At 39.6% G+C, this 15,293-nt stretch carries 15 protein-coding genes; 8 read left to right on the top strand and 7 right to left on the bottom strand.

The features are described 5' to 3' along the window. Window positions 1-47 precede the first annotated feature (47 nt). Window positions 48-1,817 carry a 1-deoxy-D-xylulose-5-phosphate synthase gene (locus ABFU83_RS16595; protein WP_347067551.1) on the bottom strand — a complete coding sequence of 590 codons (1,770 nt, stop codon included), beginning with the start codon at window positions 1,815-1,817 and terminating at the stop codon, window positions 48-50. Between the two features lie 38 nt (window positions 1,818-1,855). On the opposite strand from ABFU83_RS16595, the gene ABFU83_RS16600 reads away from it, so the two are divergent. After that, on the top strand, window positions 1,856-2,296 hold the full coding sequence (locus ABFU83_RS16600; RefSeq protein WP_347067553.1) for a nucleoside deaminase: 441 nt from the start codon (window positions 1,856-1,858) through the stop codon (window positions 2,294-2,296). 49 nt (window positions 2,297-2,345) lie between these two features. Here the strand turns inward: ABFU83_RS16600 and ABFU83_RS16605 are convergent, their stop codons facing one another. Both ABFU83_RS16605 and ABFU83_RS16610 read right to left on the bottom strand, forming a co-directional pair. Further along, complete coding sequence (locus ABFU83_RS16605) at window positions 2,346-3,899, bottom strand: ribonuclease E/G (RefSeq protein WP_211089549.1); 1,554 nt, start codon at window positions 3,897-3,899, stop codon at window positions 2,346-2,348. 343 nt (window positions 3,900-4,242) lie between these two features. Beyond that, on the bottom strand, window positions 4,243-4,539 hold the full coding sequence (locus tag ABFU83_RS16610; RefSeq protein WP_136403768.1) for an HU family DNA-binding protein: 297 nt from the start codon (window positions 4,537-4,539) through the stop codon (window positions 4,243-4,245). Between the two features lie 132 nt (window positions 4,540-4,671). Between ABFU83_RS16610 and mutY the strand changes: the two genes are divergently transcribed. Genes mutY through gldD form a run of 4 tightly spaced genes read left to right on the top strand, consistent with a single transcriptional unit; the run spans window position 4,672 to window position 8,088 of the window. Further along, a complete protein-coding gene (gene mutY, locus ABFU83_RS16615) occupies window positions 4,672-5,724 on the top strand; it encodes an A/G-specific adenine glycosylase (RefSeq protein ID WP_347067556.1) in 1,053 nt (350 codons plus the stop codon). Window positions 5,725-5,760: 36 nt separating this feature from the next. After that, complete coding sequence (locus ABFU83_RS16620; protein ID WP_347067558.1) at window positions 5,761-6,204, top strand: single-stranded DNA-binding protein; 444 nt, start codon at window positions 5,761-5,763, stop codon at window positions 6,202-6,204. Window positions 6,205-6,227: 23 nt separating this feature from the next. Beyond that, the gene (gene gldE, locus ABFU83_RS16625) at window positions 6,228-7,526 is read left to right on the top strand and encodes a gliding motility-associated protein GldE (RefSeq protein WP_347067559.1); all 1,299 of its coding nucleotides are present in this window, start codon (window positions 6,228-6,230) and stop codon (window positions 7,524-7,526) included. After that, a complete protein-coding gene (gldD, locus tag ABFU83_RS16630; RefSeq protein WP_347067561.1) occupies window positions 7,519-8,088 on the top strand; it encodes a gliding motility lipoprotein GldD in 570 nt (189 codons plus the stop codon). Before gldE ends, gldD begins: the two co-directional genes overlap by 8 nt. Window positions 8,089-8,151: 63 nt before the next feature. Here the strand turns inward: gldD and ABFU83_RS16635 are convergent, their stop codons facing one another. Then, the gene (locus ABFU83_RS16635; RefSeq protein WP_347067562.1) at window positions 8,152-8,529 is read right to left on the bottom strand and encodes a heavy metal-associated domain-containing protein; all 378 of its coding nucleotides are present in this window, start codon (window positions 8,527-8,529) and stop codon (window positions 8,152-8,154) included. A gap of 111 nt (window positions 8,530-8,640) precedes the next feature. On the opposite strand from ABFU83_RS16635, the gene ABFU83_RS16640 reads away from it, so the two are divergent. Beyond that, the gene (locus tag ABFU83_RS16640; RefSeq protein WP_347067563.1) at window positions 8,641-9,504 is read left to right on the top strand and encodes an EamA family transporter; all 864 of its coding nucleotides are present in this window, start codon (window positions 8,641-8,643) and stop codon (window positions 9,502-9,504) included. A 46-nt stretch (window positions 9,505-9,550) separates the two neighbouring features. Here ABFU83_RS16640 and ABFU83_RS16645 read toward each other — a convergent pair whose 3' ends face one another. After that, the gene (locus tag ABFU83_RS16645) at window positions 9,551-11,593 is read right to left on the bottom strand and encodes a pitrilysin family protein (RefSeq protein WP_347067565.1); all 2,043 of its coding nucleotides are present in this window, start codon (window positions 11,591-11,593) and stop codon (window positions 9,551-9,553) included. Window positions 11,594-11,606: 13 nt separating this feature from the next. After that, window positions 11,607-12,932, bottom strand: a complete 1,326-nt coding sequence (locus ABFU83_RS16650; RefSeq protein ID WP_347067567.1) for a pitrilysin family protein — start codon at window positions 12,930-12,932, stop codon at window positions 11,607-11,609. Window positions 12,933-13,134: 202 nt separating this feature from the next. Between ABFU83_RS16650 and rplU the strand changes: the two genes are divergently transcribed. Both rplU and rpmA read left to right on the top strand, forming a co-directional pair. Continuing rightward, window positions 13,135-13,497, top strand: coding sequence for a 50S ribosomal protein L21 (rplU, locus tag ABFU83_RS16655; RefSeq protein ID WP_136403777.1), 363 nt, complete (start codon window positions 13,135-13,137; stop codon window positions 13,495-13,497). 23 nt (window positions 13,498-13,520) lie between these two features. After that, window positions 13,521-13,781 (top strand): 50S ribosomal protein L27, encoded by a 261-nt coding sequence (gene rpmA, locus ABFU83_RS16660; RefSeq protein WP_300485383.1) that lies wholly within the window; start codon window positions 13,521-13,523, stop codon window positions 13,779-13,781. Between the two features lie 190 nt (window positions 13,782-13,971). Here rpmA and ahcY read toward each other — a convergent pair whose 3' ends face one another. Beyond that, window positions 13,972-15,288 carry an adenosylhomocysteinase gene (ahcY, locus tag ABFU83_RS16665; RefSeq protein WP_347067570.1) on the bottom strand — a complete coding sequence of 439 codons (1,317 nt, stop codon included), beginning with the start codon at window positions 15,286-15,288 and terminating at the stop codon, window positions 13,972-13,974. Window positions 15,289-15,293 lie beyond the last annotated feature (5 nt).

Genomic DNA, 15,293 nt, shown 5'->3' on the forward strand with positions numbered 1-15,293 from the left:
GGTAAATTTAGTTTTTAATTTTCTTTAGTTTGGCAAAAGTATTACAATCAGTAACTTGAAAAAATAGTTATCAGACTGTTAATATCAATTTTGCATTTTCTTTGCTGCTCAATAACTGTGCCGTGCTCGATAAATTCGTCCGGAATGCCCAGTATTTTAACACTTAACCCGGTGTAATGAATACTCATAAAAGTAGCTATAGTACTTCCAAAACCACCGAGTACCGATCCGTCTTCTATCGTGATCAGTTGTTCATGACTGTTACAGATTTCTTTTAGTGTATCAATGTCCAGTGGTTTTATAAACGGAAAATGATAGTGGGAAAACAAATCCCGGTTTTCGGTTTGTTCCAAAGCCTGTAGTACATTGTTTCCAATAGTTCCGGTCGATAGAATGGCAATTTTACGGCCTTTCGAAAGTCTTCGGGCTTTTCCGATTTCGATTTTTTCGAACGGAAGTTGCCAGTTCTGAATATAACCTCTTCCTCTCGGATAACGTATCGCTATCGGATGATCCAGTCCTAATTGTGCGGTATACATACCGTTTCGGAGTTCGATTTCATTTATAGGGGCAAATAAAATCAGATTGGGTATACAGTTTAGGTAAGTAATATCAAATACACCCTGATGTGTGGCGCCATCTTCTCCAACCAGGCCGGCTCGGTCCAGACAGAATATAACGGGTAAATTCTGTAAAGCTACATCGTGAATGACCTGATCGTAGGCACGTTGCAGAAAAGTGGAATAGATATTACAAAAGACAACCATTCCCTGAGTGGTCATTCCGGCAGCCAGTGTTACGGCATGTTGTTCGGCGATCCCTACATCGAAGGCGCGATCCGGAATTTCGTCCATCATAAATTTAAGAGACGAACCGGTGGGCATAGCCGGCGTAATCCCGATAATACGTTCGTTTTGACGCGCCAGTTCCACTAAGGTCAAACCGAAGACATCCTGGAATTTTGGTGGTAGATTTTCCTCCGGACGAGGAATAATCTCTCCGGTAGTTTTGTCGAATTTACCTGGAGCGTGATAACGAACCTGGTCTTTTTCGGCCTGTTCGAGTCCTTTTCCTTTTGTGGTGGTAATATGCAGGAATTTGGGTCCCTTTTTATCTTTTAATCGGATCAGTTCTTTAATTAACAATGGGATATCGTGACCGTCGATTGGTCCGGAATAATCAAAGTTTAAGGAACGGATCATGTTGTTATCCCTTGGATTGCTACCGTCTTTTACGGATGTCAGGTATGCTTTTAAAGCACCAACGCTTGGGTCAATCCCAATAGCGTTATCGTTTAAAATTACCAGTAAATTGGCATCGGTCACACCGGCGTGGTTTAAACCTTCAAAAGCCATTCCCGAGGCAATCGAAGCATCGCCAACTACAGCGATATGTTGTTTTTCGGTTTTGCCTTTTAGTTGGGAAGCAATTGCCATTCCCAAAGCGGCCGAAATAGCCGTGGAGGAATGTCCTACGCCAAAAGTATCGTAAATACTCTCATTGCGATTCGGGAAACCGGAAATACCACCCAATTGGCGGTTGGTGTGGAATACCGCGGCACGCTCGGTCAGGATTTTATGACCGTAGGCCTGATGTCCGACGTCCCATACCAGTTGATCATCCGGAGTGTTAAAAACATAATGTAGGGCTATGGTCAGCTCTACAACGCCTAAACTCGCACCCAAATGGCCTTCCTTTGTCGATACGATATCGATGATAAACTCCCGTAGTTCTTGTGCCAGAACCGGAAGTTGCTCAACAGGGAGCTTGCGTAAATCGGTGGGAGATAGTATGTTTGGTAATAGTTTTGCTGCCATGGTGCAAAGGTACAATTTGAAATTGTATTTTTGTTTTTATGGAAAACATTTTCACGGACGATTATTTTATGAAAAAGGCACTCCAGGAAGCGGAGATTGCTTTCGAAAAAGGAGAAATTCCGGTTGGTGCCATTGTGGTTGTCGACAATCGGGTCATTGCCAGAAGTCACAATCTGACGGAGTTGTTAAACGATGTTACGGCGCATGCCGAAATGCAATCGATTACGGCGGCGGCTAATTTTTTGGGTGGAAAATACCTGAAAGATTGTACGCTTTACGTAACACTGGAGCCGTGTCAGATGTGTGCCGGAGCCTTATATTGGAGTCAGATTTCGAAAGTCGTTTACGGTGCTTACGACGCGCATCGTGGCTATCGTAAAATGGGAGCGCAATTGCATCCGAAAACAACAGTGGTAACCGGTGTTATGGAACAGGAGTGCGGGGCTTTAATGAAGGCTTTCTTTCAGAAAAGACGCTGATTACAGGTATAAAAAAAACCGCTCCGTTTCACAACGAGCGGTTTTGGATTTATTTAATTTCACTTCCATCTTTGTCGAAGAAGTGATATTCTAAGTACGTGTAAGCGTCACGAGGTATAACTTTCACCCATTTTTTATGTTCAAAAAACCATTTTGAACGTAATGATGGAAAACCTTTAGTTATATACGCAGCCACAAAGGGATGCGCATTCAGAACCACTTTTTTGTGATCCTTAAAAATTCGTTCTAGATCAGCCGATATTTTATCAATAATCAGGATAGGAGCTTCAATTTCCCCGTTTTCATTATTCGGGTTTTCTTCTCTTGTTTTGATATTAACTTCGGGTCTGACTCTTTGTCTAGTAATTTGAATTAATCCAAATTTGCTAGGAGGCAAGATTTTATGTTTTGCTTTGTCATCGCTCATTTCCTCTCGTAAGAAATCGTAGAGCACTTTACGGTTGTCAGGATTTGACATGTCGATAAAATCGATTACAATAATACCACCCATGTCGCGTAATCGTAATTGTCGGGCTATTTCGGCCGCAGCAATCAGATTTACTTCTAAGGCAGTGTCTTCCTGGTTTTGCGCTTTGTTGGAGCGGTTACCGCTGTTGACGTCGATTACATGTAAAGCCTCGGTGTGTTCTATGATTAAGTAAGCTCCTTTGCTCATAGATACCGTTCTTCCAAATGACGTCTTAATTTGTCGCTCTATGTTGTATTTCTCAAAAAGAGGTAACTCTTTCGATTGATAATGCTTAACAATAGATACTTTAGCAGGAGCTATTTCTTGCAAATACTCCTTCGTTTGATAATACAGATCCTCATCATCAATATGAATACCGGTAAAGGTATCATTAAAGACATCGCGTAGTATTGAGGACGCTCGGTTGAGTTCGCCTAATACTTTTGAAGGATGATGCGCTGTAGGGATTCGCTTACACATTGTGGTCCATTTGTCCAGCAAATTCTGTAAGTCTTTGTCGAGTTCAGCTACTTTTTTGCCTTCTGCTACTGTTCTGACAATAACACCAAATCCTTTTGGTTTGATAGATTGAACCAAACGTTTTAATCGGTCTTTTTCTTCTTTCGATTCGATTTTTTGTGAAATCGAGATGCGATCCGAAAAAGGAACTAAAACAACATATCGCCCGGCCAGTGAAAGTTCGGAACTTATTCGTGGCCCTTTGGTAGATATCGGTTCTTTAACTACTTGAACTAAAATTGACTGATTGGCACTTAACACGTCGGATATTGCGCCATCCTTGTCGATTTCAGGTTCAAAAGGAAAGTTTTTTAGGGAGAAATCTTTTATTTTACCTGCGCTTACAAGTTTAATGAATTTCATTAGAGAAGATAGGTTTGGACCTAAATCATGATAATGTAAAAAGGCATCTTTTTCGAAGCCTACATTTACAAAGGCCGCATTCAATCCTGCTACCGGTTTTCGGATCTTGGCAATAAAAATATCACCTACCTGAAAGCCGTTTTTTTCGCCTTCTTCTCTGTGTAATTCAATTAGTTTTCCATCTTTTAATAAGGCAAAATCTACCGCTTCTGAACTGGATCGGATAATTAATTCCTTGTTCACTTGGTACATTTTTATCCATACAATAATAGCCGCTATCGTAATAGTGCTACCAACGTACAGATGGATTTAACATTAAATTTACAGGTTTTACCCGGGAAACCATAATTGGAATAGTAAATAAAAAACTATAAATCATAGATTTGTAGTTAAAAACTTACTGATTTGTTCCGTTTTTTATGATTTCAATTTCAATGAACTTTAGACTTTAAAAAGAAAAAAGTAGTTTTAAACTACTTTTTCTTCTTATGACGGTTAGCTCTCGCTCTCTTTTTACGTTTGTGAGTTGCTACCTTATGTCTTTTTCTTTTTTTACCACTTGGCATAAATTGTAGTGTTTAGAGTGATTAATAAATTAGTTAACTTTTACTTCAGTATTCGTTTTCACGCCATCAACAAAAACTTTTGCTGGTTTGAAAGCCGGGATGTTGTGGGCAGGAATCTTAATTGTAGTGTTTTTAGAGATGTTTCTACCGGTTTTCTCAGCTCTTGTTTTGATGATAAAGCTACCAAAACCTCTTAAGTATACGTTGTCACCAGTTTCTAATGAGTTTTTTACTTCGTCCATAAAAGACTCAACTGTTGCTTGTACATCTCCTTTTTCTAGACCCAATTTCTCGGAAATTTTCGCTACGATGTCTGCTTTCGTCATTTTCTTTCGTATTTATATTGATGTGTAATTTTTTGAGTTTGCAAATATAGGAATTAAAAATACAATATTTCAACCTTAATCGATTAAAATTTAATTACATAAAGTTTTATTTTTGTATCCTAATTTTTTATAATGGATTTTTCTAACTCGTTAATCCAGTGGTATTTGCGGTCTAAGCGCGATTTGCCATGGCGAAAAACGGCGGATCCCTATCGTATATGGCTGTCAGAAATCATGTTGCAACAAACGCGGGTTGCGCAGGGTTTGCCGTATTTTTTAGCGTTTGTTGACGCTTTTCCAACTGTTTTTGATCTGGCAAATGCCGATGAGGAAAAAGTGCTAAAACTCTGGCAGGGTTTGGGCTACTATTCGAGGGCGCGAAATCTGCACGCTACGGCACAATATATCGCCCAGGAACGAAATGGCGTATTTCCCGAAAATTACGAAGGTCTTTTAAAGTTAAAAGGAGTAGGGGAATATACCGCAGCGGCAATTGCATCTATTTCTTATGGAGAGCCGGTTCCGGTGGTCGATGGGAATGTGTTTCGTGTATTGGCGCGGTATTTTGATGTGGAAACGGATATTGCTGCTCCGGCGGCTAAAAAAGAATTTAAAGCATTGGCGGCCGAATTGTTGCCGGTAGATAAAGCATCGCTGTTTAATCAGGCGATGATGGAATTTGGTGCTTTGCAGTGTGTACCTAAAAATCCCGATTGTGCTTCCTGTGTGTTTAATGACAGTTGTGCGGCCTTGCAAAAAAAGAAAGTGGATCGGTTGCCGGTAAAATTAAAAAAAACAAAAATTACCAATCGCTATCTGAATTATATTTTGTTTGTAGATCCCTCCGGAAATACAATTGTGCAAAAACGACAGGATAAAGGAATCTGGTTCGGATTGTATGAATTTCCGTTGGTCGAAACTATGACCGATATACATCGCGATGCTATGCCGGAACAGCTTGTGAAAAGTGTTACAATTCCGGATGGAGGTCGTTTGCAGGAATTCCGCCTTTTAAATGAAAAACAAATTCTTCACAAGCTTTCGCATCAACATTTGCATATTTATTTTTGGGAATTAAAGACTGCTGATATTATGTCGGGCAGTTTGTCATGGAGTGACGTTCAAAAGCTTCCATTTCCTATTGTGATATATAATTTTATCACAGAGTATGTAAAAAATAAATAGAATTAGTATATTTGAGTTAATAAATAGGTACGAGCCATGAACGGAACGGTAAATAAAGTCATGTTAATTGGACATTTGGGAGATGATGTGAAAATGCATTATTTCGAAGGAGGTAATTGTATTGGACGTTTTCCTCTAGCAACCAATGAGGTGTATATTAATAAGACAACAAACGAAAGAATCACTTCCACAGAATGGCATAATCTTGTGGTGCGCAATAAAGCGGCTGAAATATGCGAAAAATATCTTTCGAAAGGAGATAAAATTTATGTGGAAGGTCGTATCAAATCCAGACAATGGCAAGCCGAAGACGGTACTACGAAGTACACTACCGAAATCCAGGTGACCGAGTTTACCTTTTTAACAACGAAAAAGGAAATCGAAAACAATAAACCAGGTTTTCCGACTTCGGGTGATACCGCTAAACCATCATTTGAGGCACCGGGCACGCCGATGCAAAATGATGATATGCCGTTTTAATTGTGTAACTAATTCTGTTTGATTTGGACTCAGACCCCGTCAGTTTACTCAGTACTATAGATTTTAACCTGATACTTCTAATTGCAGGAATAGTGTTCCTGTTGTGCTGTTCTGCACTGATATCCGGTGCCGAAACCGCACTTTTCTCACTTAATAAAAAAGAAATCGAAGCCTTGAGAGCTGGCGATGGAATCCGTGGAAAGCAAATCGGCAGATTGTTGGAAGCGCCTAAAAAGTTGTCGATGACGTTTTTGGTGGCCAATAACTTTTCGAATATTGCGATCGTGGTCTTGTTTTCCTATCTGGGCGATCGGGTTTTTTCGGAATTGATGGCGATCGGGACTAAAATTCTGCTGGAAATCGCATTGGTAGCGGTGCTGATTCTTTTCTTTGGAGAGGTACTGCCCAAAATGTATGCGACCCGTAATAATGTCAAATTTGCACAGGGTGTTAGTGGTTTGGTGGTTTTGCTCGATAAACTGCTTACGCCGGTTAGTATTCCGCTGCGAAAGATTATTATCTATCTGTATAAAAAAATAGGACGGGAAAAAGAAAATTTCTCGGTCGACCAGTTGTCGCAGGCATTGGAAATGACCGATTATGGGGATGCTACTAAAGAAGAACAAAAAATACTGGAAGGAATTGTGAGCTTCGGAAATACCGAAGCCCGACAGGTGATGAGTCCCCGTATTGATGTGTTTGCTTTGGATATGGAAGATTCCTTCCCGGAAATTGTCGCGCAGATCGTAGAAAAAGGCTATTCCCGAATACCGGTTTTTAAAGAAGATATCGACCATATAGAGGGTGTTTTGTTTGTAAAAGACCTGCTTCCTCATATCGATAAAACGGATTTTGAATGGCAAAAGTTGCTTCGGGAGCCGTTTTTTGTCCCGGAAAATAAAAAACTGGACAACCTCTTAAAGGAATTTCAGGGTATGAAAAATCACCTGGCGATTGTCGTTGATGAATATGGCGGAACTTCAGGAGTGATTTCGCTGGAAGATATTCTGGAAGAAATCGTTGGGGATATCAGTGATGAATTTGACGATGAAAATATTGTCTTTTCACAGATCGATACCAAAAACTTTTTGTTTGAAGGGAAAATCAGCCTGAAGGATTTTTATCGGATTGTACCGGTAAACGAAGAGGTTTTTGAAACCAGTAAGGGGGAATCGGAAACACTGGCCGGATTTATTTTGGAGATTTCGGGAAATTTTCCGAAAAAGCATCAGAAAATAAATTTTGCAGATTGTATATTTACCGTCGAATCGGTAGACAAACGCCGGGTCAAACAAATTAAAGTTACCTTGCTCGATGAATAGAATACTTAAAAATACCGCTTTTGCATTGTTGATGACTGCAGGATTGCTGCTTACGGCTTGTAAAGGCGATGTGGTGCCAAAGCCAAAAGCGTACCTGAGTCTGGAATATCCAAAACCGGAATACACACCTTTTAACGATGGATGTGCGTTTACCTTCGATGTAAACAACCGGACGAAGATCACTAAAAAAGGAGCGTGCGGGTTTGATATCAGTTATCCAAATATGAAAGGAACCATTTATATCGATTATAAACCGGTTAATAATAATATTGATGTCTTGTTGCGGGATGCGCAGAAACTGACCTACGAGCACGTAATTAAAGCCGATGACATACAAGAACAGCCGTTTATCAACGGAAGGGAGAAAGTATACGGGATGTTTTATCAGGTTGGTGGAAATGCGGCAACCAACGCGCAGTTTTATGTGACGGATAGCACCAGACATTTTATAGTAGGATCGGTATATTTTTATACCAAACCCAATTTTGATTCCATTATGCCGGCGGCAAGTTATATTAAAAATGACATGCGTAAGATTATGGAAAGCTTACGCTGGAAATAAAAATAAAAGACATAAAAAAAGCGAACCAAACGGTTCGCTTTTTTTATGTCGCAAAGCTTTTGATTAGGCTTTTTTCAATTCTTCTTTCATGTTCGACACTTTATAGGTCTTTCCATCGGCAACGCCTTCAACCGTTTGTGTTAAAGAAGCAGTAGATTGTTTGTTGGCGTCGAATTCAACCGTAGCGGTTTTGGTTTCAAAATCAACTTTTGCAGAAGTTACACCGTCCAAACGGCCTAATTTGTTTTCGATCGTAGCGGCACAACCCATTGCACAAGTCATTCCTTCGATGTTAAAGCTTGCTGTTTCCATTTTGGCAGCAACATCTTTAGCGTTCTCGGTCGCTACCGTTCCTGCTGTAGTGTTTTTCTCTTCTTTTTTGCAGCTAACCAATGCAAATGCGGCAAATGCAAATACGGCTATTTTTTTAGTGATATTCATAAGGACTATTTTAAGATTAAAAAGCTCTTTTGGAGCGCGTTACAAAATTATAAAAAAAGGAGCGTTTTCCCGTTTTATTGTTGGACTTTTACGTCTTAAAAAAATACTAAAATGACAAAACAGATCAAATGGATATTGCTGATTGGACTTTCTTTAATCTGGGGAAGTTCTTTTATCCTGATTAAAAGAGGTCTTGTTGGATTAACTCCTTTTCAGCTGGGCGCTTTGCGGATGTTGTTTGCGGCCGCTTTTTTATTGATTGTCGGATTCCGAAGTCTTACTAAAATTCCGTCGCATAAATGGAAATACATTGCCTTGACCGCTTTTGTCGGAACGTTTATGCCGGTGTTTTTGTTTTCCTTTGCGCAAACGGAAGTCAGTAGTGCGACCAGCGCGATCCTAAATTCATTAACACCTTTAAATACGTTATTGCTGGGTGCTTTTTTATTTGGATTGGAATTTCAGCGCCGACAGTTTTTCGGGGTGATTATAGGGCTTATCGGATGTGTGGTGCTGATTTATTCCGGAGCGAAAAGTAATCCCAATCAGAATTATTATTTTGCGATTCTGGTGGTGATTGCAGCAGTTTGCTATGCGATGAATGTAAATTTGATCAAAAAATATCTGTCGGATGTGAATTCTTTGAGTATTACAACCGGGAATTTCGTAGTGTTGATGATTCCGGCGATTATCGTATTATCCTGTACCGATTTCTTTCAGGTAATGGGTGAGGCGCAAGTACAGGAATCGGCTATGTATGTTGCAATTTTAGGAATTTTAGGAACCGGTATCGCGAATATTGTTTTCTTTAGACTGATTCAAATGTCATCGCCTATTTTTGCGTCTTCCGTGACGTATCTGATTCCGGTGGTTGCTTTTGTTTGGGGAATACTGGATAATGAAAAAATGGAATTGTTTCAGATTGTAGGAGCGCTGATCATTCTGATAGGCGTGTATTTCTCCGCTCGAAAATAAAAAAGGCCGCTCGAAAGCGGCCTTTTATTTTGAATCGGGTTATTGATTACTGAAAGTCAGCAGCAGTAACACCTTCGTTGATTTTTACATCCGATGTAGTGAAATCAAGGTCCATACCTACATTCATGATCGTTTTGTAAGGAACTTTGATACCTTTTACTTCTTTATAATCACCGTAAGTAACCATTTGTGTCATTTTCTGACCACCTCTTTCCATGGTTTTGGCTTCTCCAACTTTTAAACCTGTTTTTACGTCATAGTATAACGTTGTTTTTCCGTTTTCGATAGCGTAAGCGTCAGCTCCGTTAATCGTCTCAATTCCTTTGATTTTAAGGTCGGCTCTTTTTGCGTAAGCTAATTCCGGGAAAGCAGCAGCGTTTTCTTTTTTCTCTTTGAATTCTTCAGCAGTATAGTCTTTACGTTGTCCTTGTTGTACCGCATAAGCTGCTTTGTCGCTTACAACTTGTTTTGACATGGTCATACCAGCTACTTTCATTTCCATTAGCGATTTGCTGTCGGAAGTGTGTTTGCTGATCAATTCCAAAGCTTGTCCTTGGATAGAAGCTGTCGAAACAGTAGCCAATGATTTTACTCCGGCTACGGCTTTTTCACCACCAATGGCTTTGATGTAGTTGTCGAATACTGTTTTGGCAGTAACTCCGGCAGGAATTGGTTTGTTTACCGCTGGTTTTTCAGTTGGGTTTCCGTATTTGTCAAAATAGAAAATAGGTGTTTTTAACGACTGTAATCCTGGTAATACATCAGCCGCTTTTCCAACTACAACAATACGAGTGTTGTCAGAAAGGAAATATTTGTTGGCTGCGTTACGGATATCCTCCGGAGTAACAGCACTGATGTTTTTAATATAGTTTTCGTAGAAATCTTCCGGTAAGTTTTGAGTGGCTGTGTTTAAAGCGTAACGGGCAATAGTAGCCGGTTTTTCGATTTGCATTACGAAGTTTCCGATGTATTTGGCTTTTGCATTTTTAAGATCTTCAGCAGAAACTAAATCCGTTTTGATACGTTTTAGTTCGTTAAAGAATTCGACAACGGCACTGTCGGTAACAGCGTTTCTAACAGAAGCGGAAGAACGGAATTTCGTTACATATTTTCCGGATCCGATAGAAGAGTACGCGCCATAAGTCCATCCGTGTTTTTCACGTAGGTTTAAGAATAAACGTCCTTCACCACCACCACCTAAGATTTGGTTGGCTAATAAAGTAGCGAAGTAATCTTTGTCGGTCATTTTTAAATTCACCGTGTTTACCAAGGCAATTTCCGATTGTACCGCGTTTGGCATATCTACAAAGTTGATTTGCGAATACTGAACGTTTTTAGGGTCAGAATAGGTTAATTGCGGCGCGATGGCTTTTTTCCAGGAACCGAAAAGTTTTTCAACCGTTTTTTTAACTTCTTTTGTGTTTACATCACCAATTACAACAAGGTAGGCGTTACCTGGAACGAAATAGGTGTTGTAGTTTAATACAACGTCGTTTAAGCTTACTTTGTTGATGCTTTCTTCGCTTAAGTATTCTCCGCTAGGGTGTGATTTTCCAAAAGCTAAAACGTTTTCAACGCGAGATGCTACAGCAGTAACGCTTTTCTCCTGCGATTTGATTCCTTCTAATAATTTAGCTTTTTCTTTGTCGAATTCTTCCTGAGTGAATACCGGGTGTAAAGCACCTTCGGCCATTAATTCAAGGATTCTTCCCGAATATTTGGATAGTCCACTGGCATTCGCTCCGTTAGAAGAAAAACTGATGTTGGCTCCTAAAAAGTCAACTTCTTCGTTAAAAGTGTCTTTGGATATTTTTTTGCTTCCTTTTCCGATCATGCTGCTCGTTAAATCGGCAACACCTTTTTTATCACCTTCCGCATACGGAGGGTTGTCTAAAGTAAGGGTGTAGGAAACACGTGGTAATTTATGGTTTTCAACAACCATTACTTTTAAACCGTTTTTTAAAGTAAAGGTTTCCGGTTTTTTAACATTGATAGTTGGTGCTGGTCCCGGTTTCGGTTGAGGTCTGTCTTGTGCTTGCATAGTAATCGATAAAAACAAGCTCGCTGCTATATATATAAATTTTTTCATGATGAATGGCTGCTTAGTTTTGTGCTTTGTCTTTTGCTGGAGTGTAATCTAAAATCAAACGTTGGTTCGGGTTTAAGTATTTCTTTGCCACGTCTCTGATTTCTTCACGCGTAATAGAACGGTAAATGTCAATTTCAGTATTGATCAGGTTTACGTCACCATATAATAAATAGTACGATGCCAGATTTTCGGCAACACCTTCCAGATTGGAATTGCTGTTTACGTTTTGGTTTTCGTATTGGTTTTGTAATTTTTGGAAGTCTTTTTCAGAAATTAATTCCGTTTGTAATTTTACGATTTCCTCATCCATTCCTTTGATTAAGTCAGCAGGAGTGTTCGGGCTTAATGGTAAACCATAGATAAAATACACACCGTAGTCTTCCTGACTGTAGTTGAAAGCTCCGATTTGTAAAGCCATTTTTTTCTCGTCAACCATCTTTTTGTATAGTCTTGAGCTTTTTCCGTCCGATAAGATCGAAGAGATCATATCCAATACTCTCGCATCACGTGTTTTCATTGATGGCGTTCTGTAGGCAGTAACCGCCATTGGAATCTGAATGTTTGGATCTTCGTAAGTCGCGTGTAATGTTTGTGTGATGGGAGCCTCTTCGAATTTCTCACGGGTAATCGGCGTTCCTTTCTGGATTGGTCCGAAATATTTTTGTACCCATTCTTTCGCCTGAGCCGAATCAAAATCTCCGGCAACAACTAATACCGCATTGTTAGGAATGTAGAATTTTTTGTTGAAAGCCTGGAATTCCTGTAAAGTAGCTGCATCCAAATGTTCCATTGAACCGATTGGAGCCCAACGGTATGGGTGTTTGGTAAAGATGTTCTTTTTAACTTCAGTAAATAAATTACCGTAAGGCTGATTGTCTACACGTAATCTTTTTTCTTCTTTAACAACTTCGTTTTGAGTGTCTACACCGATCTGGTTGATAACCGGGTGCATTAGTCTTTCGGATTCCATCCATAAAGCCAGTTCCAGATTGTTCGACGGGAAAACTTCGTAGTAATAGGTTCTGTCGTCCGACGTGTTGGCATTGTTGTTTCCTCCGTTGGCGGTTACGATTTTAAACCATTCGCCACGGGCGATGTTTTTGGTTCCTTCGAATAAAAGGTGTTCAAAAAAGTGTGCGAATCCCGTTCTGTTTGGGTTTTCGTCTTTGGCACCCACATGGTACATTACGGATGTAACGACTACCGGAGCCGATGGATCCTTGTGTAAAATCACATGAAGTCCGTTGTCTAAATTGTATTCTTCAAACGCTACTTTCTGCGCTGAAGCTACGCCGCCAAGCATCAGAAGTGAACTCAAAGCCATTAAAGATTTTTTCATAAAAATTAGTAATTTATTTTTGATAACGATATAGGTGTGCAATTTCGGTAAAAAGTTACAGGTAACCGTTTTGTTTTCTGGAAAATATGTGCTTTTTTTTGATTAATATTTGTGTATACACCAAAATTACAGGTATATGGTTGTTTCATAAAGAATTAGTTGTATATTTGCAGACTTAAAAAATTAATCAAACATTATTGTTATGTACGCAATCGTAGAGATAGCAGGGCAACAATTCAAAGTAAGCAAAGACCAAAAGGTTTATGTTCACCGTTTGGCTTCTGAAGAAGGAACTAAAGTTACTTTTGACAAAGTTCTTTTATTAGATGACAACGGAAACGTAACTTTAGGCGCCCCAGCTGTAGAAGGTGCTTCAGTAGAAGCGCAAGTGTTAAAACACTTAAAAGGTGATAAAGTAATCGTTTTCAAAAAGAAAAGAAGAAAAGGTTACAAAAAGAAAAACGGTCACAGACAATCTTTAACGCAAATCGTAATCAGTGGTATCACCGGAGCGGGAGCTACAAAGAAAAAAGCGACTAAAAAAGCGGAAGCTACAGAAGAATAATTAACATTAAAAACTAATACGTCATGGCTCACAAGAAAGGTGTCGGTAGTTCCAAGAATGGTAGAGAATCAGAATCGAAACGTTTAGGTGTTAAGATTTTTGGTGGTCAAGCTGCAATTGCTGGAAACATTATCGTAAGACAAAGAGGTTCTAAACACAATCCGGGAGAAAACGTTTACATGGGTAAAGATCATACTTTACATGCAAAAGTTGACGGAGTGGTGAAATTCCAGAAAAAAGGAGAAAACAAATCCTATGTTTCTGTAGTTCCATTCGAAGCATAAGAATCTATCTTATCTTACCAGAAAAAATATAAAAAGCCCGCTTCTCTGAAGCGGGCTTTTTTGTGCTTATTAGCCGGACAAATCGGACAGGTTTAAACGCATGGTGATATAAAACCTGTCAGGTTTTATATCAGGCACAAAAAAAAGACCTCAATTTTGAGGTCTTTTCTGTTACAGGATATTTTGGGGATTAATATCTGTAATATTCCGGTTTGAATGGTCCTGAAACTTCCACACCAATATAAGCCGCTTGTTCTGTATTTAATGTTTCCAGTTCAACGCCTAATTTAGCAAGGTGTAAAGCCGCTACTTTTTCATCTAAGTGTTTTGGTAGCATATAAACCTGATTTTCGTATTTATCGCTGTGTTTCCATAATTCGATCTGTGCCAACGTTTGGTTGGTGAACGAGTTACTCATTACAAAGCTTGGGTGACCTGTTGCACAACCTAAGTTTACCAAACGACCTTCAGCTAAAATGATAATGTCTACACCGTTGATTGTATATTTGTCAACCTGAGGTTTGATTTCGATTTTAGAAGCACCATGGTTTTTGTTTAACCAGGCCATATCGATTTCGTTATCGAAGTGACCGATGTTACAAACGATCGTTTTGTCTTTCATCTTCTCGAAATGCTTCCCGATAACGATGTCTTTGTTTCCTGTTGTAGTGATGATGATATCAGCATTGGCTACTACAGTGTCTAATTTTTTAACTTCAAAACCGTCCATTGCAGCCTGTAAAGCACAGATTGGATCAATTTCAGTAACGGTTACAATAGAACCGGCGCCACGGAAAGAAGCTGCTGTTCCTTTTCCAACATCACCATATCCACATACAACTACTCTTTTTCCAGCTAACATTACATCTGTAGCACGACGGATGGCATCTACAGCACTTTCTTTACAACCGTATTTGTTGTCGAATTTCGATTTGGTAACCGAGTCATTTACGTTGATAGCAGGCATTGGTAATGTTCCGTTTTTCATTCTTTCGTATAAACGGTGAACACCTGTTGTAGTCTCTTCTGATAATCCTTTAATGCCAGGAATTAATTCAGGATAACGGTCGATAACCATATTGGTTAAATCACCACCGTCGTCTAAGATCATGTTTAACGGTTGTCTGTCTTCTCCAAAGAATAAAGTCTGTTCAATACACCAGTCGAATTCTTCCTCGTTAAGACCTTTCCATGCATAAACCTGTACGCCTGTTGCAGCAATTGCAGCAGCAGCCTGATCCTGAGTGGAGAAAATATTACAAGAACTCCAGGTGACTTCAGCTCCTAAAGCAATTAAAGTTTCAATTAAAACCGCAGTCTGGATCGTCATGTGAAGACATCCTGCAATTCGGGCACCTTTAAGAGGCTGCTCGTCTTTATATTCTGCACGAAGTGCCATTAATCCCGGCATTTCCGCTTCTGCTAATTCGATCTCTTTTCTTCCCCAGGCAGCCAGAGAAATATCTTTTACTTTGTAAGCCACGAAAGGCAATGTTTTTGTGCTCATCTGCT

Source organism: Flavobacterium sp. WV_118_3 (genome assembly GCF_039778605.1).
Lineage (GTDB): Bacteria > Bacteroidota > Bacteroidia > Flavobacteriales > Flavobacteriaceae > Flavobacterium.

What these genes read in the sequence shown, in the direction of transcription:
- ABFU83_RS16595 (WP_347067551.1), bottom strand. Translation starts at nt 1,817, where the DNA reads ATGGCAGCAAAACTATTACCAAACATACTATCTCCCACCGATTTACGC.
- ABFU83_RS16600 (WP_347067553.1), top strand. Translation starts at nt 1,856, where the DNA reads ATGGAAAACATTTTCACGGACGATTATTTTATGAAAAAGGCACTCCAG.
- ABFU83_RS16605 (WP_211089549.1), bottom strand. Translation starts at nt 3,899, where the DNA reads ATGTACCAAGTGAACAAGGAATTAATTATCCGATCCAGTTCAGAAGCG.
- ABFU83_RS16610 (WP_136403768.1), bottom strand. Translation starts at nt 4,539, where the DNA reads ATGACGAAAGCAGACATCGTAGCGAAAATTTCCGAGAAATTGGGTCTA.
- mutY (WP_347067556.1), top strand. Translation starts at nt 4,672, where the DNA reads ATGGATTTTTCTAACTCGTTAATCCAGTGGTATTTGCGGTCTAAGCGC.
- ABFU83_RS16620 (WP_347067558.1), top strand. Translation starts at nt 5,761, where the DNA reads ATGAACGGAACGGTAAATAAAGTCATGTTAATTGGACATTTGGGAGAT.
- gldD (WP_347067561.1), top strand. Translation starts at nt 7,519, where the DNA reads ATGAATAGAATACTTAAAAATACCGCTTTTGCATTGTTGATGACTGCA.
- ABFU83_RS16635 (WP_347067562.1), bottom strand. Translation starts at nt 8,529, where the DNA reads ATGAATATCACTAAAAAAATAGCCGTATTTGCATTTGCCGCATTTGCA.
- ABFU83_RS16640 (WP_347067563.1), top strand. Translation starts at nt 8,641, where the DNA reads ATGACAAAACAGATCAAATGGATATTGCTGATTGGACTTTCTTTAATC.
- ABFU83_RS16645 (WP_347067565.1), bottom strand. Translation starts at nt 11,593, where the DNA reads ATGAAAAAATTTATATATATAGCAGCGAGCTTGTTTTTATCGATTACT.
- ABFU83_RS16650 (WP_347067567.1), bottom strand. Translation starts at nt 12,932, where the DNA reads ATGAAAAAATCTTTAATGGCTTTGAGTTCACTTCTGATGCTTGGCGGC.
- rplU (WP_136403777.1), top strand. Translation starts at nt 13,135, where the DNA reads ATGTACGCAATCGTAGAGATAGCAGGGCAACAATTCAAAGTAAGCAAA.
- rpmA (WP_300485383.1), top strand. Translation starts at nt 13,521, where the DNA reads ATGGCTCACAAGAAAGGTGTCGGTAGTTCCAAGAATGGTAGAGAATCA.
- ahcY (WP_347067570.1), bottom strand. Translation starts at nt 15,288, where the DNA reads ATGAGCACAAAAACATTGCCTTTCGTGGCTTACAAAGTAAAAGATATT.